Below are 20666 nucleotides of genomic sequence, written 5' to 3' on the forward strand. Positions count from 1 at the left end.
AGTGAAATTACGAAGCCAATCGTGGATGATTAAGCTTGGAAACGAAAGTAACCCACAGCTGGAGGCTATATAATACAAAGCCTGTAGCATTCTATGTTACTTTAGAGGGGAAAATCCCTAGAACCCCATTTTAAAACGTTATAAGGACCAAATTATCGCGCTTGAGCAACATGTAGACATTGGTTTACATAGAACTACTGAGGATGGAGTTAATCTTTTTGAAGCGCGATATTTGAATGTGATTCGCAAGCTAGCAGAATATGTTCACATGTTACCTGCATCTGAATACCATCATCATTCGCAGCCAGGCGGATTATTTCGCCACTCGCTAGATGCCGCTTTAATCGCTTTACGTAAAGCTGACAACCAATTGCCTCCGACAGTTGGCAAAGTAGATTTAGATGCACAACGCCGCGTGCGTTACATGTATGCCGCGTGGGTTGGTGCACTTTTACATGATACCGGTAAAATTCTGACAGATATGCAGGTCAGTGCGTATACAATTTATGACGACAAAAATAATCAAAGTGTGCCTATCGCGAGTTGGGATAAACCAATTAAACCTTGGATACCGCAAATTGAAACTTTAATAGAATGGGCTACCCGTAATAAAGTAGAGCGGTATTTTGTTCATTTTAGGGCCTCCCGCGTGCACAAGGAGCACGTTTCTTCTGGCGCTACCCTGCTACCACACATATTAAAGGGAGAGGGCTTAGAGTTTATTATGGACTCACCTGATGACTTGTACAGCAATCTAACGTCTGCCCTAAATGGATATGCACACATAAATGGATACCTAGCTACTGCGATTAGATTTGGTGATTCGGTTTCCACTGCAAAAGATGTAAAAACGATGGCAACGTCGGCTTTTGGTACTCTAAAAAAATCCAGAATGATGTCCATTGTCGATACGATGCGAAGCCTTAAAAGCAAATGGAATTTTAACGGAGAAAAAAGCCATGCTTTTGTAATTGGAGATTGTGTTTTCATACGTTGGCAATCTGCGTTTGATGGAATTCTCAAAGCTGCACGCGCTAACCAGTTCGATGCTCTACCAACTGATACAAAATCACTATTAGGAATGATGGAAGATTTCCGCATAGTAGAGCCATTCGATAAAGAAAATCGCTTTGCACTATTTGCTATAGGTAAGTTCACTGAACAAGATGTTATCAACATCATTGACGAAAAAATCAGCATTAGTTGGATTGAATTAATCAAGGTGGTGTATCGCGAGTGGATATATGATTCTGATCCAGTACACCCAAATTTGGAAGGCTTACTTTACCTAAGTACCTCAAAAAAATACTTCATTACAAAAGAAGATGGAAGCTTTACGGAACTCAGCTTTGACACGACAGCACTTAACGAAGAAAAAGAGACTGAAATTGAAGAAACCACCGAGTTACATGACAAAGTTTACATTAACACAACTAAACAGGCTGTGGCTGGTGAAGCTGATGTAGAAAATATGAAAGAAAAGCACATCACACCTAAAGATGAAATGGATAGCGGTAAGCAAAACAAAGGCACGGCTAAAAAGAAAAAATTGCCAAAGCCTAAAAAACCAGAAAAAGCGAATGTAACACCAATTGTATTTGAGAACAGCACCGACACTTCTATTGAGCAAGCTGAACCAGCGAAACAAGCTGAGCAAGCTGAACCAGCGAAACAAGCTGAACCAGCGAAAACTGAAAAGGCAACACCACCAGCTGTGAAAAAAGAAAAACCTATATCAAGCAACTATGTTTTGCATATAGATAATAAATGGTACGTAGACGTAAAAAAATACGTTGAAATCCATAACACCAATCAAATCGAAGCTGGGGAAGATCTATTAAGTAAAGGTTTTATACGCCAAAAGTTAGGTAGCTCTTCCCTTGCAACACTTGTTAGGCGTCGAAAATTAGAGTCTTTAGTTTGCTTTGAATTAACACCTTTAGGTCAGTCGTCGTTAACTGGTGCTGTGAAGGGCGACACAGCAAATAGTAAAGCCGTTAGCACCAAATCTACAAAAGCAAAGAGTAAAACAGTTAAGAAAAAAGTTACGGCCGGTAAAGCGGGTTCTAGTTTGCCTTCAAGTGATTCAACAGAGTTTGAATATACGACTACAAGTATCAAAGGGAGTCTCGGTGAAATCCTGTTAGCTAATAAAATCAAAGTTACAGGTGGGCAAGAATATATAGATATTATATTAAAAAACGTGGCGCTAGATAGCGATTCTAACCCATCATTTATCAAGGGGGTACGAATAAGCAAGATTATCCAAGCAATGAAAGTGAACTATAAACATGACGTTAAAATAAACAGGAGCCGGTATTGGTAACTTAGCAAGCGAACGTGTTGAAATCCGTGCAGAAGCAATTTCATGTATTACGAATGATGGCCAAGCCATTGAAAAATCATTAACTGCATATGCTGTGTCTAGTTCAGATGGTTTAACCGGTATACGTGGCACTGTAATCGAGCGTAGTGGCAAAGCGATAGGTAACTCTATCAAAGCAGGCTTTTTATCTGGTTTTGCAAGTGCAGCTGCCCCGCAGCAAGTACCTTCGATTAATACTGAGCTTTCTGCATCTACAGTATGGCAAAGCCAAAACCTAAACCAGTACGCTGGCGCAGGCATAATGGAAGGGGCAAGTAGCGCAATGGAGCGTGTAGCGTCATATTACTTAGCAATTGCTGAGGCTATGTGGCCAGTTATCGAGATCCCAGCAGGTATCGAAGTGGATTTCTTAGTTCAAAAGGGGATGACCTTACAATTAAACCAAGACGATATTAAGGACCTAAAATAATGGCCGGTTACATAACAAAACTCATTTTAGCCACCAGCGTTGCTACTTTACTGTTGGTAAGCGTTAAAACTTACCAACAGACAAAACAAATAGCGCAGCTGCAGAAACAAGTAAGCAAAAAATCATCTCAAGTGATCGCCTTAGATGGCAAGCGATTAATTGATACGTTTATGCGTGACGGAAATTCACAAGGCGAGTCAATGGAGGCCTTCGCGCTATTGATAAAAATGATGGAGGATGAGGGGTATTAATTATTGATAGCAAGCAAACAATAACAGCCCCTACAAACAAGCAATTCAAAGATCTACGCGTAAGCGATATAAACGCGATGGCAATAGATAAGGGTATAGATATAGTAGCGTTTCAAGAAGAAATAATTAAGCAAGCCACGGTGGAAACGGAAAAAATGATAAAGGAGTTGGAAGCACTGCAAAGGTAGGTTTTAAAAAGGCCAAATACCCAACGGAGAGTAGTGTTGGATACTCGGCCTAACCCTTAAGAGATATAGTACGCATTCCAAACATTTAGGCTACTGATTGGAAAAAGGTACAAATTAACTTAAAAAAGTGCGCAGTAATTGGAAAATTAACATTTAAAGAAGGCAAAGCATAACGAAGAAATAACAATAAAATAACATTGCTAAGCAATAGAAAAACAAAAACCGACATTAAAGTCGGTTCTAGGAAGGTTTTATCTTTATGTAATGTTGTAAGCAACCAGCGCCAACTGGTAAGTCCCACTTAATCTAAGGACAAGCTTATACTACATAAAAATAAGGTCAAGGGCTTTTTTGGCTAAAATTTAAGTTATAAGTGTTTTTTTATGAAAATTACTCTATCTGATCGTAGCATCAGACCATGAGCGACACTGTAATAACAGGTCGCTCTGTGCATAGGCATTTGACTCCGCATTTCGATTTTAAAGCTAAAAATCCAATTGCTAAGCTGCTTATTGCTCGTATTGAAATGCATGATTTCAAACTTAATACGTTCTTAAACAAAGCGCGATACGCTGGTGGCATGGTCAATCTTGGTTTCAGTACCATCGCACTAGCGGCGCGAACTAACCGTATGCGAATAGAAAGAGAGCAAACCCTTCGCGAAACGATGAAGGCGTTAGTTTACTGTGCTTCATACAAACCCTATTCCGACTCCCTGTTTGAAATTAAAATGTCCATTAAAGCTAAAGCCCTCTGGTAAGTTCTGTGAAAAGATAGGATGCAGAGAACCTGAAGAGTAACCGTCTATACCTTTTTTTGTCATTGTTAACGATATGTGCTGCTTTTCTTGTGTCGGCTGGTAATGATGAGTTGAGCCATGAGTTAATATACCAAGCTCTGTATTGTTAGTGCACACGGTAGTATTTTTAACTTTACTGGGTAAGTTTGGATTTGTACTCATTATTCATCCTCTGAGAATATATTTTCAATTTCATCCCAATCAGGTAGCGAATACTTTTTTTGAGAAACATCAAACTGTAAATCAACAGCATCGAGCAAGCGATCAAAAATATCGAAAGAACCATTAAATCGGCCATTTTCAATTTCTGAAATTGTTGTTTTATTAATGCCGGATATTACTGAAAGCCTTTGCTGTGTATAGCCTAAAGCCTTTCTACTTACGCTGACTTTCTTCCCAATTTCGACTCTGTTAGCCATACAATTACCAATAGGATTTATTATGCATCTGACATTGTAACCTAAAATGCCAGCTGTTATCTATATAGCTAACAGCAAGCTAAAAAACCATTGTGTTAGCCATATGGCTAATGTGGTGATTCAGTTAACTCTGAGTCTATATTTATTTGGTAACTAGAGGTTTATGAGTAAATGTCTGCAAAACTTCCTCAAAAAGAGTTTTGATTTAAATCCCTTAATTTCATTTACTTAAGGTTTTATTTTGAAATTATTCAACCTGAATAAATCAAATTTATATTACAGGCTTTAATTTAGACTCTTTATTGAATTCAGCTTAGGCTTAATGATACTAACCAATTTAATGCTCATATCGGTCACGCTTTGTAACTCTATGCTTTAGGGGTAACGTATGCGTTATCATGTACTACATAGATTATAATACCTTTAGCAACTTCATGTACTTAGCATTTTTTAAAGTGATAGAGTGAACTCGAGTGTTAACCTTGGTCTTCTCACTTAGCCATAGAATCTAATGGCAGAAAGACAGCCTCTACGGTTTTTAAAGGACGCTGAGAAAAACCTCAGGCATAAATAGCGCCAGCTATCTAGGAAAGTAAAGGCGCGCTAACCTAGTGAAAGCACGATTAATTTTTGTTAAATATCATTGTCAGTTCGCAAGTTGTATTGCCTATCTTGTGGCACTACGGATATAGAACGGGACCTAAATGCCGCCATTAATATCTGTGATAAAAGTATTAATCGCGGCTGGACAGTCATTTATACTTATTAAAGCTGCGCACTACCGAGCTGAAAAAACCTCAATAGTTAGCCCACCAAAGGAGCCGATAACTTCTGATGCCACTTTATCAGAGCGTATTTTTCTTTGTGATCTAGCATCAAAATCAGTTAAAGCTTTAAGCTTAAGATCATTACTTTGAATTATGATTATAGGCATTGGTGCTGTTACTGTTTTTATTCCAGCATCAAAACGTATATTTGCTGCCGGTTGTACGCGAACCTGCCGGCGTATCCTAAGCAGCTCCCCAGGAGTTTGCTTAATTTTATTGATCAATTGCTCAAGAGGTACGCGGTATTCTGGTCCCGTTCTATCAAACTCCTCTTCAATTTTAAGTAAAAGGTCTTTTTTAACCGGCTTTGATAGCGAGTCTTTTCTTTGCCAGGCGAACCGAATTGATTGAATGTTTTGCTCTGAATAACATCGAATATGCCTATATAGGTGCATAGTCATAATACCAGGGCACTCTGCGCGAAGCGCTTCAAACCGGTCTTGCCTTGTTTCATACGTTTGAATGATATGGTTTTCGATATCCGTTTTTGCCGCGTTTATTTTATCCACCAGCTCAGGGATAGTAATGCTTGTTGGGTTTTGGGCAGGGGAGAGCCAAATAACGCCGACAGTGCGCCGCGCTGATTTTTGTGAATAGCCTGGTTGTATGTAAAGGTCTTGGTAGCAGGATGCCGCGAGTTCACCAGCCTTATGTCCGGTATGTTCTTCTGCTGCAATATATTTAACCGGTTCACTTTCCATTCCCTTTGAGGTGCAGGGTAGTGGGTAGGCAAGAGCGGCTAATGGCTGCGTATGTGTGAGAATTGTATTGAGAGAATGGATATTGTTTTTTAACTCATCAAACCGATCAGCGATAAAAGGCATGGCATGCACTCGATATTTGTAGTGATAGAACAAATTACAGTTAATAGGTTAAGACTAGACCATCATGCAATATAATGGAAGTTAACCATGTAATTCTTTTAATATTAACTTTTGTGGCACTACTTTGGCTGGCCTCGCCCTGAGATTAGAATGAGAAAGAGAGAGAAAAAGAGAGATAAAATAGAAAAGGCAATGAGGTTGGCTGAGAAGAAGCTCGGGGTTAAGGGGGGGTTATTAGAAACCCTTAAATGCATGATGGTCTAGCTGAGCCCTTCCTTGAAAGGGTCGCTCATTGTTTTTTGCTCGTTAGCCATTATGTGACTTTTCAAAGTTTAAAGCAGCATAACAATTTATTGTTCATGATAATATTACTCAAATAAAATATACGGAATATAAAATATGCATTTTTTAAAAAACACAGCTTTAACGATTTCGGCGCTAACCTTAACTGCTTGCATGTCAACTCAGCCGCCTGTGATAACAATGCAGTCAAATGACGTTTACCAGTTTAATGATAAATCTAGCTTTGCATTAAATGTAGCTAATATGACCCGCAAAACAGCTGGGCTATCTGATGTTGATTTGCCTGAAAATGCTCAGTTTAAATCGAATAATGCGTTAGTTGGTGCCGAGTACGCTCTAGCATTTCTTTCAGATGGATTAATAGACCTTGCAGGCAGCATGGGAGCGCAATCACAAGCAGATAGAGCATTTAACTGGAAACCTATGCTTGTTTTTTTGGGTGAATTAAACGAACAAGACCTTGATGCTTCTGCGCTTAATCTTGTTGAAAGCGGTTTAAAAGAAACGTTTAATAATATTGCTGGTACAGAGTACGTTGGCATTGCCAGATCAGACAACGCCAGAGATAGTAATAACTTCATGTATTTTTATAAAGGTGGCGCATTGTGCAACGCCGAAACGCGCAAACTTTACATCTATACTTCACCTGAACCACATCCTCACTTTGTCGATTATGACCCCGCTGTTTTTAACGGTTCATGTGCTTCAGCTGTAAAAATAGAGGTTAATGGTAAGGTGAATTATAACGGTGAAGTAAAAGACGTTGTAACTATGACGATCCTAAATGGCTATGAGGGATTTGACAGTATTGCCGTTGCTACAGCTGGCTTCTCTATAGTACCGAAAGAGTATGGTGTTTGGGGTGCTGATATAAAGTACACAGTGCCAGCTCCCTACGTTGTTCATAATAATACGATGTACTTGTTCAGCACCAGCAATAGATCTTATAAGTTAAATAATTCTGTGAGATGAGAGTTATCAATTGTTAGTCGGCTGCACTGCTTTCAACCCACTTGTAGGTGAACAGTAAAGTTTGAAACTTAAGCACCAGATAGCTGCGGGTTAGAAATTAAAAAAAGATAGACTGCTTAGAATGGCTGAACTCACAACAATAACCGGCGATATGAAACAATTAGCTAAAGATAACTCTTGCCATTTAAGTGTTGAAGTGGTAAACATCTGTTTTCTGTTTGCGAACAGCGAACATCCATAAGGAGAGCTATGCTAAAAAATCAAGATTTACTTGTAGTACTTAAAGTCCTTAGTTTTGAGGAATCAAGCCATGAGTCATTATCGCTAACAAGAGAGTTACAAGGTGAGGCATGGGTGCACCTCGGTAATGATGTAGAAAAAATTAGTCAGTATGACATTAAGCAAGAGGAGTTAGTCGTATCAAATGAATTAGAAGATTTTGATTTAAAAGAGCTATCAATTATTGATGAATTTTTACAAGGATCTAAATATGAATTTGATAATCAATGGACATACCGTAAGTTAGCTCAACATCTTTTCATATCTTTAAGTGAAGCAAATAATGCTGTTAAGCGAAGCATTGATGCGGGTTTATTATTCCGGCTAGGTTCTAAAAGTATTAAAGTAAACCGTACAGTACTTGTAAATTTTATTCGTTATGGTGCTGGAGTTTCATTTTACACTGAGCCTGGTCGTATAGTTCGTGGGATACCTACATCATACGCAGCACCTGTTTTTAAAGAAATATTTGCAAGCTCTAACGTAACTCCCCCTGTCTGGCCATGCGCTAGGGGAACTGCTAAAGGGGTCGCTATAGACCCATTATATAAATCTGTAACAAAAGCAGTAATGATTGATAGTTGGCTATACCAACAGCTTGCTCTAGTGGATATATTTAGAATAGGCACAGCTAGGGAAAGGGAGCAAGCACTTCCTTTTCTAGAACAATTAAACAAAGGAAAGATATGAGAACTCCAACAGAGCATGAATTAATGCTAATGAGTGTTGCTGATGCACTAGGTGAGAATCTACTAGGATTGGTTACTTTTGTTGGTGGTGCAACCGTTTCATTACATCTTGATGATGCACAACCAATAGATATTAGAAGTACAAAAGATGTAGATTTTATTGTTTCTGTTACGAGTACAGCTGGTTATTATTCATTGAGTCAAAAATTAAGAGACGTTGGATTTAAAGAGTATATTCCAGAAGATGATGAAGACGCACCTATTTGCCGATTTGTTTGTGATGGTATCCTTGTTGATGTAATGCCAGATGATGAGAGTATTCTTGGTTTTAGTAATGTATGGTTCAAGCCTGGCCAAGAGGATCCTGTAATGTATGATTTACCACATGGGATTCAAATTAAAATAGTTAAAGCAAAGTATTTATTAGCAACTAAGTTAGCAGCGTTTTTTGGGCGCAAAATCGATATTTTAGAAAGTAAGGATGCAGAAGATATATGTATTCTAATTAATGGCAGAGATGCTTTAATAGATGATATTTTTCAGGGACCGCCCGAATTAATCATCTATATTCAGCAAAATATGTCAAATTTTATGGCAGATAGTCAATTCGAATATCTTTTCGCAAATGCGTTAAATGCTGAAGAGCCTGAACGAATTGATATAGTTTTAGAACGGTTCCATCAATTAGCATCAGGGAAGGTTTAAATGGAATGACAAATATAATTTGTACTGGGAAAGGCCCTGCGCAGCCAGTTAATGCAGATACAGTAAAAGAATGGAGTATTCCAAATGGTAATGTTTACCTTGTATGTGATGGTATTAATCATAATCAAAAAACATTAGCAGCTGTTAATGTTTTCGCGGAAAACTTAGCTAAATCGAATTGGACTAACATTGTTAATCCTAAGCAGTTGTTAAGGGATAACATTTTTGAAGCACTCCACTTAATGTCACCTGAGCACGACAACCTATCTTTTTGTTGCTGTGTAGCAGTTGTTTCTGAAGAAAAGATGACTTTAGCTCACTGTGGAGATTGTCGGATAGGAAGCCTGACAGATAAAGGTGTTAAGTGGCTAACTCAGGATGATGTGCCGGCCTTAAAACTTTATAATAAGGGAGTAATATCAAAAGAGACTTATGACAAATCTAGGCACTTAATTTCTACAAAGTTGAAAATTGGCTCAAATAACCGTAATTCACTCACGGTACAAACCATGGCGACTGCTAATAATCAAGTTTTGATTCTTTGTAGTGATGGGTTTTGGTCTGAATCTGAATATTTATTAAACACAGATGTATCAAACGTGATTATGCTGATCCAAGAAGAAATTGAAAGATTAGTTTTGCAATCTGAAGATAATTTTAGTGTAGTGATTGTATAAAGCCAAATGAAAGTTGCTTGCTAAATGCTTTAGGCTGAGGTATTAAAAAACGTCAGAAAGAGCCTGTAACGGATTTTGTGTAACTGCCCGTTATGTTTTTACTGAGGCGCTCCTCTAATTTACTATAAGCGTATAGCTAACGTCCAAGGTAACAGTGGATCTAGGTTATTGTCGGAAGACAATAAGTTCGAAACTTTTCGATGCTATTTGTCGCAGTCTGCCTTTTGTTCTAACAAGCTTTTGCCCCAAACGTGTTAAAGTAATTACTTTATAGGACGGCTTTGAGCGATAACCGGTCATTGAGACTGGCTAAACATCGTCGTTAATAGATTGGTTAAACTGCTCTTTGCGCATATATTCATGAAAATGAGCGCTGAGCGCATATTGTTCTATTTAACTTTACCTAAAAACTTTAGAAAACATAGTTATAGTAATACCTTAGGTTATTTGTTAAAACTATATAAAATAGAAAAGTGAGCACAGCGCTGGTATAAATATGCGCGGTGAGCGCACTATAAAATTGTTGAACTAAGCCGCTACGCGGAGATCCTATTCTTATCATTTGAGCCACACTTACCTTGGGGTTATCCCATAACTTGGAGGTAAGTCATGAATACACTCATTGAACAAGTCAAAACTGAAATAGCCTATCGTGGTTATTCGCAAAGTACATGTAAAAGCTACTGTGAACATTTACTAAAACTCAGTCATTATTTTAATAAACCGCTCGATTCGATTACTGATGAGGAACTTAACGCCTTTTTTAACGATCCTGCGATTCGTAAACTTTCTAGAGCAAGCCAAAAAATACAGATAAACAGTATTTGGTTCTTGTTTAAGAATATTTTACATCGGCCACTTAACTTAGATATTGTACTGCCAAAAGTAAAACTTCGCGCACCCACGTATTTATCGCGCGATGACATGCGACGGCTTATAGAAAGTTGCACCGATATGCGCTTAAAAACATTGATTATGGTGTGCTATGGGTGTGGCTTACGTATTAATGAACTGCTACGCATTAAAGTGCAAGATATCGATGGACAGCGTAAAACTATTTTAATTGAACAAGGTAAAGGGGATAAATCACGATATGTGGTTGTATCAGATAGCGTGCTGGCTCAATTACGTTGTTATTGGAAAATGTATCACCCAACAGGTTGGATGTTCTATTCACGGTTATTAATGGATAAACCTATGTCAGCATCAACCTTCAGGAAGCCATTGAGAAAACATGCACAAGCGTGTGGCTTAAAGCACTGTAATCCACATACTTTACGCCATGCTTATGCAACACACCAACTTGAATCAGGTATGCCACTTCATCAACTGCAACATCAGCTTGGCCACAGTGATATTAAAACCACACAAAGTTACTTACATTGGTTACCAGAGTTAGGTCATGGCGGCATTGATTTGCTTGCGAGCTGGAGTAAACAATGAACGCCTTACACCTCGCTGATATTTTAAACTCAAGCCTTGAGAGTTATCGCCAACATCATACGGTGAGTTATCAACAACTGCGCGTGTGTCAGCACCTTCAATCATGCAGAACGGGTCAGCTCGGTTATCAAGCATGGCAATGTGATAACTGTGGTGAGTCACAAAAGATTGGATGTAGTTGTCGAGACCGTCATTGTCCGCGTTGCCAAGGCATGGCTACTGCTAAGTGGGTGCAAAGGCAGCAAGAGGATTTATTACCGTGTCGGTATTTCCACCTTGTTTTTACGCTCCCTCATGAGTTGAATATCATTGCGCACTATAACCCAAGCGCGTTGTACCAGTGTTTATTTAAAGCCGCATGGCAAACGCTGAGTAAATTTGCGAAACGAAAGAGGCATGGTCAGTTAGGCATGACAAGTGTACTGCATACGTGGGGGCAAAACTTAGGTCAGCATATCCATTTACACTGTTTGATACCCGCAGGCGCGCTTGATAAAGCGCACTGGCATGAAATAGAAAAAGGCTATTTATACCCCGTTAAAGCATTATCAACAGTGTTCAGAGGGAAAATGCTGGCGGCGCTCAATGAATGCGATAGTTCATTCGCGAAGGTAAGCACGCCAACCAAATGGTGCGTGTATAGCAAAGCCTGTTTAACGTACAGTGAAAAGCTAGTTAGTTACCTTGCTCGTTATACCCGAAAAGGCGTGATGTCAGAATCGCGATTAGTGTCAGCGACTGAAGAAACAGTGAGCTTTAAATACCGCGATTATGCAGATAACAACCGCGATAAAGTCATGACGCTGAGTTGTGATGAATTTTTACGGCGCTACTTACAACATGTATTGTCCAAAGGGTTTATGCGCATTCGCCACTATGGCTTTTTAGCTAATGCGTGTCGCAAGCGAAAGTTAGCATTAATAAGGTCACAAGAATCACACAGAGGTAAAGTGGAGAAGCTAAAGACAGAAAACGTAACACTGATACCGCATTGGCCTTGCCAGCATTGTAAGGCAGGTATCTTGCGGTTAATTGGCGTATTCCAGTTATATGAAACAAGGACCAAAGTAGAGCGAACGAGTTAGCAGCTAGGTAGCTGCTTAAAATCAATTAGTTAACCTGCTTAACTGCTCAGGCTAGCGGCCTCTGTACGTGTAAAAAATATAATTGCTTATTAAGGCAAATTTAGGTGTAATGAATACATAATAAGCGCTGAGCAATGCAGGGAAAGCTTACATAACACTAGCTAAGCTGATTAAATCAGCTAGAAAAGTGAGAGCCTCCAAAAAGCAAATTCCCATAGCATAAACAACACCAACTCTGACACACCGAGCAGGTAGCGGCTCAGTCCAACAAGCGATTATGCAACACAAACAGCGTGTCGCATAAATACTAAAATGTTATGTGTAATGGAGTAGATGGCATGGAGTTTCAGACGATCCCAATAATGCGGATTTTCGATGAAGATAAAGCAAAAGAGTTTTACCTTGGCTTTCTCGGTATGGAACTAGATTGGGAGCATCGTTTTGAGGATGGTTACCCAATTTACATGCAAGTTTCGCTTGGCGATTTTGTTTTACATCTGAGTGAACACTCTGGTGACTGCACACCGGGCAGCAAGGTCTTCGTTAATGTAAGCAATCTTGATCAACTTTTCGCACAAGTTACTGCAAAGCCTTACAAATACAACAAACCAAGCATTGAAGATGCCCCTTGGGGTGCAAGGTGTTTTACCGTAACAGATCCGTTTTCAAACAGGATATTGTTTAATGAATCAGCAGACACATAACAATCAAATTTTATCGCCAGCAAAAAGCGCTGGCTGCGACGTCAACCCGCTGCGCGGCTTTCCGCGCTAAATTTGGGCGTTAAGCATACGAGGAACCATGTCCAGTGAAGTCACCGTGGCTAAAATATGAATCGAGGTTGGCAGACTGGATGAAACAGTTTGCTAGCGAAAAGTTGTCGTTCACTAATGGTTTTCAAGCAATCCCTGGCTTTCCTTCAAATGGATTTCGTGCTGATGGGCTGCTAACTGATGGGAATGTTGTTATAGCCTTGGAAGTGGAGGTAAAACAAACTCACCCTGATACAAATGTTGGAAAATATTGGCTCTTAAGCCAGTATCAAGCTTATGAAAAGGTGATTTTGTTTCATGTTTATACTCCAGAGTACACATCTTATCCTTGGCGCCTTCAGCTAGGTCAGTTTTATGCCTCAAAAATGGCGATAGAGTTGCCATTTGAATATGAACTAGTCGATCAAAGAGAAGCTATCGATACGAACTCATCATTTGAAGCAGTAACTAGAATTCTAGAGCAAAGAATACTCGGTGAATTCGGAGTAATTGCTGGTAAGTCGCAAAATGCTTAACAAGTGCAGGTTGTCGGACGTGTGCTACGCTGCGCTCCGCACCCGCCGCAACTGCAGGCGTTATGTGCTCTAAGGTATCTCATGCTCTCAATCACCAGTGAAGATAAAGAGAATCAACTTAAAAGTTATTGTCAGCATTGGCTGAGCTTATTAGCCACAAATCAATTTGAAGACGCAGAAAAGCTCATTGATATAAACAATAACTATGGTGTTGTATGGGCAGAATCTGAACTCAAAGACGCTGTGCATGATTACTTTGGTAGCGATGCCCCTGTGAGTTTTCAAAACGAAAATATAGCGAATTGTTACCCTGAGTTTTTAGAAACCGATTCAGGCTCATTGATCTTCGGCTTTTATTTACCCGCCAATGGCGAGATAACCGACCTAACTGTTGAATTTGAGTTTGTACCAATTGGGAACAACAATTATGCTGCAACAATCAACGATGTTCATGTTCTGTAGCATGTACGCACATAACAAGCGCCAGCACATCGCGCCTGCGGCGCTGGACTCGCAACAAGTTGCTCGCCCGTGTGGCGGGCGTTAGCTTTGCGGAGGCTTTATTGACATTTTAATATTAGTTATCGCCTCAGTATTATTCTTTGTTTTGGTTATAAAGTTGGAATCAATGATTCCCATCAACTTTTTGGACAAAGCAGAAAGAACGTTTAACGACCTAGGTGCAAACGTGCAGGTAAGAACAAATTCTTACTCTCGTTTTTATAACACCAAAGGACGATTGGTAAAAAAGTCGGATATAGCAAAAATCCAAAAAGCGGGTTGTCTTACACTTTTTACATTATCGGATAACGCAATCGATATTACGGTGCATCCAGCTAATAAAGATACTGTGTTTGAAAAAGCTAAAAGTATATTTAAAGAGGCTCAAGTTGTTGAAATTGATATACAAAGCTAACAAACCAATTATTCCGACCTCAACTCGCTGCGCTCTTTTCGTCGGCATATTGGGGCGTTATGTTGGAGCAGCATATTGATCGCTCGTATTAAGACAATCAGTTTTGGGGTATTAGTAGCTGCATTAATCATTACGATCACGTTGATGGTAGCCGATGTTGAATTTTATGGGCTCCTCAGTGTTTACGTATTTATGGTTTTATGGAGTTTACACAAGATATTTTTGTGGCTCATCGGTGATGAGTTTGGCATCGCCGTTCAGGTGAAAATTAAGAAAGACGCACCAAAAGCAATTCGTTTCCTTGGGCTGTTATTTGTCTGCTTTGTTTTTTATTTCGTAGCTAAGGGGCTTATCAAGCATGTTTCAACATAACAAGTTGCTTAATTTCGTTCCGGCCACAAACAGCATGGCCTCCACTGGACTGCCTACGCTGCGCTGCGGCAGCCAATTAGCAAAGCGTTAGCACTGTCCACTTATGGCACAGAGCCGACCTTCGGCTCTAACTCGTTTTTGTCCAGAAACGTGTTACATACCAATGTCCACATAAAAAATCGTTTATTTTTGTAGCAAAGCATAATGCGTACAATTATACTGTGTTAATATACAGTGAATTAGGGCGATTATGCTTTGCATTAAATCCACATCTGACTTTGAAATTGAAAGTGTGAAGTACCCTAACTTTCCCCTCTTAACGTGGGAAGTTGATAATTCAGATCTAGGGATTGAATCAGGAATGCTTTGTGTAGAGGCGTTGCAGTTCTTGGTATATGAGTGCTTAAAACGAGGTCGAGTGAATAGTGAGAACACTTGGTGGACGTATGGCAATCACCTAGCTCAATTCCTGACATTCTGTGAGCAGAACAGTTTGGATTGGCGAGACATTTCAGAAAGCAGTGAAGATGAAATGTTAGTCAGTGCTTATCGTGACCTTTGTGTTGGTGAGTTTGGCATGTCGGTAAATTCAACCAATCAGCATTTAAGAACGATAGTGCGTTTCTATTCTTATGGCGTCGGTAAGTGGTTTAAGTCATTACCTTACTCTCTAGAATCCGTTTCAGTGAATAAAGGCCAGCAGTTTTTAGCTCATACAGAAAGAAATGGTGGTAAGAAATACAGCTCTGATTTGATGATGAAAACCTTTGAGAAAAAAGCTCAATTTTTATCGGTAATTGAAGTGCGAGATCTTTTATCTGCGATTGAAAATTCAACCTTAAAGCTGATGGTTCGCTTATGTCTACAGACAGGAATTAGACGAAAAGAACTGTTGCTGTTTCCCTTGAATATAATAAGAAAGCCTACTGGAAACAGAGCTTACTATGAGGTCAATATTTCACGAACCAAAGGTGAGAAAGAGCGCAAAATACACATCCCGACACGATTGATGGAGGACTTGTGGCGTTATGTCAATGAGGCTCGTTTTCAGAAGCAACAAGAGTCGGAAGTGGAGTCAAATTGCTTGTTTTTAACGCCTGATGGTCAAGGGTGGGCTTCTCAAGGTTCTGCTTTTGGTAAGGCTCTCAAGTCGCTTAAATTACCCTTTCACGTATCACCGCATATGTTAAGGCATACTTATGCAACGCACATGCTGAAAGGAATGTTAGAGCATAAAAGCAGTAAATTTGAACCGTTGATGTACCTACAAGCTCGGCTTGGACATTCAAGTATCACAACCACGATGAAATATTTACATTTGGTTAATGATTTGGTCGATGACTTGTCGATTGAGTATCAACAACAGATTGATGCGATTGTGTAGGTGAAATATGGCGAGACAAAGAAAAAAACTGTCTATTAACAAAGACAAGCTAAAGAAAACATCGGCAGTAGAGTCAACAACTGACACTGCTCAAAATCGAGAAATAGTCCGACCAATCAACCCTGTAGTGAATTACCCGAATATCGGTTCAAAAGGTGGCAATGGTTCTAACGTCAATTTTACTCGTTTCTATGGCAAAGGTTATGACGACATTACAAATCGAGTGTACTACACCGCAAAAGCTCTGCTGAAAAATACCGATGCTCTTAGCGAGGAAACTCAAAAAGGTTATTTTAAAAATGGTTTTTTCCATTTCGCTGAATACCTTACATTATTTAGGTATTCAGCGGGTGAGGACTTAACACAAGATGACATTACGCCAGAGTTGATCGAGCAATATTTACTGCACCTTAGAGGTTGTGAGTTAGGGTATAACACCCTAAAAGGTTACTACACTCATCTCAAGTCAATGCTGATACACATGAGGGACAAGGGCTATTGGTCAGTCATTGATGACATAAACCTAAACAGTGATTTCTTTCCTAAGAGCCCATTTCCAAATTCAAGTAAACGTGCAAAGGGCGAGAAACCACTGACTCCCCATGAAAAAAGGCAGGTGGTGGTTGCGCTAAAACAAGCAATTAAGCCGATTTATCAAAAGACCGAACCACTAACAGGTTATCAGTTAACACTGTGTTTGTTAACTGTGGCGATTCAGACAGGCATCAACACATCTCCGCTTCTCAATATGACTACCGACTCATTGACCGACCACCCACTTAAAGATTGCCGCAAGCTCTTAACCGTATTCAAAAAAAGAGGCAACTCCACGCAATTGCACAATTTACGAAAATCACAGGAACTTGAAGTAGTGCAAGGAATAAAGCTTGATGTGGCTTATCTTATTGAGGCTATCATTGAGCGTAATAGCCAAGTGAGAAAGTCTATCGATTCCGACTTGTTATTTGTCTATGAGCCTAGAGTTGCCCACATAGGTGCAGAGAGAGGTACGGTCTCCTCTCTAGCAGAAAGGCTGCTTCGATATAACATCAAAAAATTCATCAAAGAGTACGACTTAAGAGATGAAGATGGTCGAACGATGAAACTTAATGTAAGCCGTTTTCGCAAGACGTTCATCAATGGTATTTATGAGCTGAGTGGTGAGAGTTTGTTAATTGCTGCGCGGCAAGCCAAACACAGTGGGACAGGAACGCTTGACCACTACCTGCAAGCTCCTGAGCAATCAAAGCGCAACTTGGGCTTAATGGGTGAGATACGAGTTAAAGAGCTAACGTGCGCAGAGCCAAGTGTCCCTGTAGGGCATTGTAAAGACCCTAAGAATGGCGATAAAGCACCGAAAAATGGCTCGTTCTGTAATGACTTTTTAGGCTGCTTCCGCTGTAAAAGCTTCGTTATTACAGGTGATGATTTGTATAAACTCTTTAGTTTTTATTGGGCGATTATTCGAAGCCGTGACGAGTTTGGTCGTAAAGACTGGAAGCGTCATTTAAAAAATGTTCTAAGAATCGTAGATGAAGAAGTTGTCCCTGAATTTGCTAAGCTTGGCCAGCTACAGCGTGTAGAGACTGAAAAAGAACGGGCAAGATCTAATCCACATCCGTACTGGCAAAACCTTGATATGTTGAAGGTGACGCAATGAGTTCAATTGAGTTAATACTCACACAAGCTGAGTTTGCAATTCAGCAATGTCCAAAGCCAAGCACCAGTGCGCTTGAGCAAGTCATTGATGGCTCTCTAACGGGTATCGTGACCTACATTAAACTCGCCAATGGTGAATACCAAACGCTATCTCGATTTGAGGAAGATGTATGGGTGTTTCCTGCTAGTAAAGGTACGAAAGCAACTATAGCAAGTGCATTAAACCTTACTTTTTCTACGATTGATGATACTCAAATGAAGCGCATGGCAAAGTGGGTAATCTGGAGCAAATTCAAAAAGGGGTTAGCTCTTAATACTCTTGTGAAAACATTGGACAAGTTGAAAAGTTATTTTCAGTGGGTTTTAAGTTCAGATACTACAGTTACACATGGGCTGACAGCTTTTACCTCAAATGCCTACGTTAGGCATGTAAATACCCTGCACTCAAAACGAAAAGGCGAGACTAAACCACTGACAGCAGTCACCAAGGTGGATAGATTCCGCATTCTAGAAGACCTTTATTACCACTGCAAAGAGTTTGATTTTGTCAAAGAGCATCCTTGGCCTCAATCAACCGCTAATGAGCAAGCAGGGTATGTTGGTGAAGCGTATCGGGAAGCCATTACCAAAGGTAAGACCCCCATTATTCCAAATAAAGTGCTAATTCCGCTGTGCCAGTTTACTAAATCATACCTAGATAAAGCTGATGAAATTCTGAAATCGTCAAAAAAGAGAGAAACATTGCTACTGCGAGATAGCTGTATCTTCTGGCTGTTACTCACAACGGGTATGCGTATCCATGAAATATTAGGCATTAAGCGTGATGCGTATCGCTCTGAAACGAAAGGTGACACCACTTACTACCACATCGAAACTGTCTCTGAGAAAACACATACAGGGTTAGCTGAGTGGATTGCGCCAAGGATAGCCACGGAAGCGATTGATATTCTTGGCCGTTTGAGCGCTCCACTTCAAGATCAACTTGAGTGTGATTTACTAAAAGCGAAAGCAAGCAACGATCATGTGGAAGCACATCGACTTGAGGAAATATCAAACCACATCTGCCTATCGAAAAACCTGGGAAAAGGAAACGCAATTTACCTATTGTCAGGGGTGGCAATGACTAACGCTAGGTTGCCAAACTTATGTGAACAGATAGGGAGTAATTGGAACCTATCAGCGCACCAATTCAGACGTACCTTTGCTAATTATGCGGTTCACTCTGAATTAGGTGACTTGAGAGCATTAAAAGACCACTTTAAACATTGGTCAATTACCATGACCACTTTGTATGCCTTTAATGATGCTTTTGATGCTGAATTGTTTGAAGAAATGCTTCGAGAGAAATATCTGGTTGAAGAAGAAATTAAGCAAGATTGGTTTGAACTAGACATGCCTATCACTGGTGGCGACATAGCTCAAAACATCATGAAAGTCCGTGAGGATAAAGAGTTAATTAAATCTTTTGGCTCTCTTAGTGCTATGGCAAAGGCATACTCTAGCTCCATACCAATTCGCTCAACAGGTATTGGGTGGTGCACCAATGATGATGAGTGTAAGTGTGGTAAGCCTGATAGCTGTGAAAGCGGCATTGTAGATAAGCGACACCTGCCTTATTGGGAGGGAATGCTAGTGCAGCAAATGAAACTGATGCAATTGGATGATATTGGTGAAGCTGGTAGAGCGGCGGTAAAAAAAGGCATGGAACGCTGTGAAAAGGTTCTAGTGGCATTGGGTATTGATGTTGAAGCTATGAAGCAAGAGATTAACGAGAGAAAGGATATCGAGGTGATAAATGTCTAACCAGAAAGAAAAAGCGACACATAAAGCGGTTCGACTTGCCATTGTTCGAATCGAAAAAGGTCGTCCAAATACTGTTTCTCATAAACGCAAAATGAGTGTCGCTGCCGTTGCCGAAGAAGCAGGTGTAAGTCGAGCATTGATTCACCGTGATTGCCCTGAACTATTAGAGCGTATTAAAGGCGGTGTAAACAAAGATATTCGACAGCAACGTGATGCCAAACAAACTGAACTTAATAAATACAAAGACCGCAATCGAGACTTGCGGTCTGAGGTGGCAGAATTGAAAGCTATGCTCGCTAAAGTTCAATCACAAAATGCTACGTTAATACGAAAAAACATGGCTCTGAGCAATGTTCTTGCGGACAATAGCAATGTAACGCAACTAATATACAGCTAACTGCCTGAATTTAATGTTAATAATTTCAAATTAAGGTTACTTTTGAGATAGTTAAAAACATCCAAAAGTGTAACCTCAAACAAAGTTATATAAAACAGAAGGTTAGCCATAGTTACATGTAACGAACTATTTATAACAATTCTTATGATTACTTGTTTAAGTCACGAATTCATTCCTCTGAACACCTTTCAACCCGTCAATATGGACGTATAGTTGACTCTTGGGTCACCTCAATTGGGTTAGATAAGACTCAATATGGCACTCATTCAATGAGACGTACCAAACCATCACTAATTTACAAAAAAACTAAAAATTTAAGAGCCTGTCAGCTTCTACTTGGCCATAGAAAACTAGAGAGCACTGTCAGGTACTTGGGAATAGAAGTTGATGATGCGTTAGAAGTATCAGAACAGATCGATGCTTAAATTTGAACCTAAGCCAGACTCGAAGTTAGAGTCTGGCACGTGCCCAGACTGTGTGAAAACTAATTTTTAATAAATTGTCTTGGGTATGTTCTTAGTTTGAAACCATTTAAGATGGTTGCGATCGATTTTTTCTCAGTATCGCAATTTTCTCCGCGCGAGCGAAACT

At 39.8% G+C, this 20666-nt stretch carries 22 protein-coding genes and 1 pseudogene; 20 read left to right on the forward strand and 3 right to left on the reverse strand.

Annotation, left to right across the window (positions count from 1 at the left end; genetic code table 11):
* The first annotated feature begins 178 nt into the window (after positions 1-178).
* From mobH to PSI06_RS18505, 4 genes are all read left to right on the forward strand, one after another.
* Positions 179-2326 (forward strand): MobH family relaxase, encoded by a 2148-nt coding sequence (mobH, locus tag PSI06_RS18490; protein WP_273604593.1) that lies wholly within the window; start codon positions 179-181, stop codon positions 2324-2326.
* 46 nt (positions 2327-2372) lie between these two features.
* Entirely contained in the window at positions 2373-2795 is a 423-nt protein-coding gene (locus PSI06_RS18495) for a TraB/VirB10 family protein (RefSeq protein WP_238142588.1), read from the forward strand.
* The gene (locus PSI06_RS18500; RefSeq protein WP_273604592.1) at positions 2795-3046 is read left to right on the forward strand and encodes a hypothetical protein; all 252 of its coding nucleotides are present in this window, start codon (positions 2795-2797) and stop codon (positions 3044-3046) included. The genes PSI06_RS18495 and PSI06_RS18500 overlap by 1 nt, the downstream gene beginning before the upstream one ends.
* Positions 3047-3652: 606 nt before the next feature.
* Positions 3653-3994: a hypothetical protein gene (locus PSI06_RS18505; protein ID WP_010554731.1), complete on the forward strand. Its 342-nt coding sequence runs from the start codon at positions 3653-3655 to the stop codon at positions 3992-3994.
* On the opposite strand, the gene PSI06_RS21520 is transcribed toward PSI06_RS18505, so the two are convergent.
* The 3 genes from PSI06_RS21520 to PSI06_RS18515 all read right to left on the reverse strand — a co-directional run bounded on the left by PSI06_RS21520 (position 3926) and on the right by PSI06_RS18515 (position 6103).
* Positions 3926-4195: a HipA N-terminal domain-containing protein gene (locus PSI06_RS21520; RefSeq protein ID WP_238142584.1), complete on the reverse strand. Its 270-nt coding sequence runs from the start codon at positions 4193-4195 to the stop codon at positions 3926-3928. The two genes, PSI06_RS18505 and PSI06_RS21520, sit on opposite strands and share 69 nt — an antisense overlap.
* Positions 4195-4452 carry a helix-turn-helix domain-containing protein gene (locus PSI06_RS18510; RefSeq protein WP_010554729.1) on the reverse strand — a complete coding sequence of 86 codons (258 nt, stop codon included), beginning with the start codon at positions 4450-4452 and terminating at the stop codon, positions 4195-4197. The genes PSI06_RS21520 and PSI06_RS18510 overlap by 1 nt, the downstream gene beginning before the upstream one ends.
* A gap of 778 nt (positions 4453-5230) precedes the next feature.
* Entirely contained in the window at positions 5231-6103 is an 873-nt protein-coding gene (locus PSI06_RS18515) for a DNA replication terminus site-binding protein (protein ID WP_010554728.1), read from the reverse strand.
* 399 nt (positions 6104-6502) lie between these two features.
* Between PSI06_RS18515 and PSI06_RS18520 the strand changes: the two genes are divergently transcribed.
* The 16 genes and pseudogenes from PSI06_RS18520 to PSI06_RS18595 form a co-directional block, all read left to right on the forward strand.
* Entirely contained in the window at positions 6503-7378 is an 876-nt protein-coding gene (locus PSI06_RS18520; RefSeq protein WP_010554727.1) for a hypothetical protein, read from the forward strand.
* Positions 7379-7627: 249 nt separating this feature from the next.
* Positions 7628-8347, forward strand: a complete 720-nt coding sequence (locus PSI06_RS18525) for a hypothetical protein (protein ID WP_010554726.1) — start codon at positions 7628-7630, stop codon at positions 8345-8347.
* Complete coding sequence (locus tag PSI06_RS18530) at positions 8344-9051, forward strand: nucleotidyl transferase AbiEii/AbiGii toxin family protein (protein WP_273604591.1); 708 nt, start codon at positions 8344-8346, stop codon at positions 9049-9051. The genes PSI06_RS18525 and PSI06_RS18530 overlap by 4 nt, the downstream gene beginning before the upstream one ends.
* 5 nt (positions 9052-9056) lie before the next feature.
* Positions 9057-9728, forward strand: coding sequence for a PP2C family protein-serine/threonine phosphatase (locus PSI06_RS18535; RefSeq protein WP_121638720.1), 672 nt, complete (start codon positions 9057-9059; stop codon positions 9726-9728).
* Positions 9729-10337: 609 nt separating this feature from the next.
* Positions 10338-11171 (forward strand): tyrosine-type recombinase/integrase, encoded by an 834-nt coding sequence (locus PSI06_RS18540; protein WP_063528612.1) that lies wholly within the window; start codon positions 10338-10340, stop codon positions 11169-11171.
* The gene (locus PSI06_RS18545; protein WP_273604590.1) at positions 11168-12256 is read left to right on the forward strand and encodes an IS91 family transposase; all 1089 of its coding nucleotides are present in this window, start codon (positions 11168-11170) and stop codon (positions 12254-12256) included. The genes PSI06_RS18540 and PSI06_RS18545 overlap by 4 nt, the downstream gene beginning before the upstream one ends.
* Before the next feature lie 338 nt (positions 12257-12594).
* On the forward strand, positions 12595-12960 hold the full coding sequence (locus PSI06_RS18550; RefSeq protein WP_024592045.1) for a glyoxalase superfamily protein: 366 nt from the start codon (positions 12595-12597) through the stop codon (positions 12958-12960).
* Between the two features lie 149 nt (positions 12961-13109).
* A complete protein-coding gene (locus PSI06_RS18555; RefSeq protein WP_063529658.1) occupies positions 13110-13544 on the forward strand; it encodes a hypothetical protein in 435 nt (144 codons plus the stop codon).
* Between the two features lie 81 nt (positions 13545-13625).
* A complete protein-coding gene (locus tag PSI06_RS18560; RefSeq protein WP_024592043.1) occupies positions 13626-14006 on the forward strand; it encodes a hypothetical protein in 381 nt (126 codons plus the stop codon).
* 166 nt (positions 14007-14172) lie between these two features.
* Positions 14173-14460, forward strand: coding sequence for a hypothetical protein (locus PSI06_RS18565; protein WP_024592042.1), 288 nt, complete (start codon positions 14173-14175; stop codon positions 14458-14460).
* A 75-nt stretch (positions 14461-14535) separates the two neighbouring features.
* Positions 14536-14832, forward strand: coding sequence for a hypothetical protein (locus PSI06_RS18570; protein WP_024592041.1), 297 nt, complete (start codon positions 14536-14538; stop codon positions 14830-14832).
* Positions 14833-15250: 418 nt separating this feature from the next.
* Entirely contained in the window at positions 15251-16216 is a 966-nt protein-coding gene (locus PSI06_RS18575) for a tyrosine-type recombinase/integrase (protein WP_240452981.1), read from the forward strand.
* 7 nt (positions 16217-16223) lie between these two features.
* On the forward strand, positions 16224-17876 hold the full coding sequence (locus PSI06_RS18580; RefSeq protein ID WP_273605054.1) for a phage integrase SAM-like domain-containing protein: 1653 nt from the start codon (positions 16224-16226) through the stop codon (positions 17874-17876).
* Positions 17873-19678, forward strand: coding sequence for a tyrosine-type recombinase/integrase (locus PSI06_RS18585; protein ID WP_273604588.1), 1806 nt, complete (start codon positions 17873-17875; stop codon positions 19676-19678). Before PSI06_RS18580 ends, PSI06_RS18585 begins: the two co-directional genes overlap by 4 nt.
* Complete coding sequence (locus tag PSI06_RS18590; protein WP_165745027.1) at positions 19671-20075, forward strand: TetR family transcriptional regulator; 405 nt, start codon at positions 19671-19673, stop codon at positions 20073-20075. The genes PSI06_RS18585 and PSI06_RS18590 overlap by 8 nt, the downstream gene beginning before the upstream one ends.
* 137 nt (positions 20076-20212) lie before the next feature.
* Positions 20213-20500, forward strand: a pseudogene (locus PSI06_RS18595) (tyrosine-type recombinase/integrase); the annotation flags it as partial.
* Between the last annotated feature and the right edge of the window lie 166 nt (positions 20501-20666).

The organism is Pseudoalteromonas sp. GABNS16E, from assembly GCF_028598715.1.
Lineage (GTDB): Bacteria > Pseudomonadota > Gammaproteobacteria > Enterobacterales > Alteromonadaceae > Pseudoalteromonas > Pseudoalteromonas atlantica.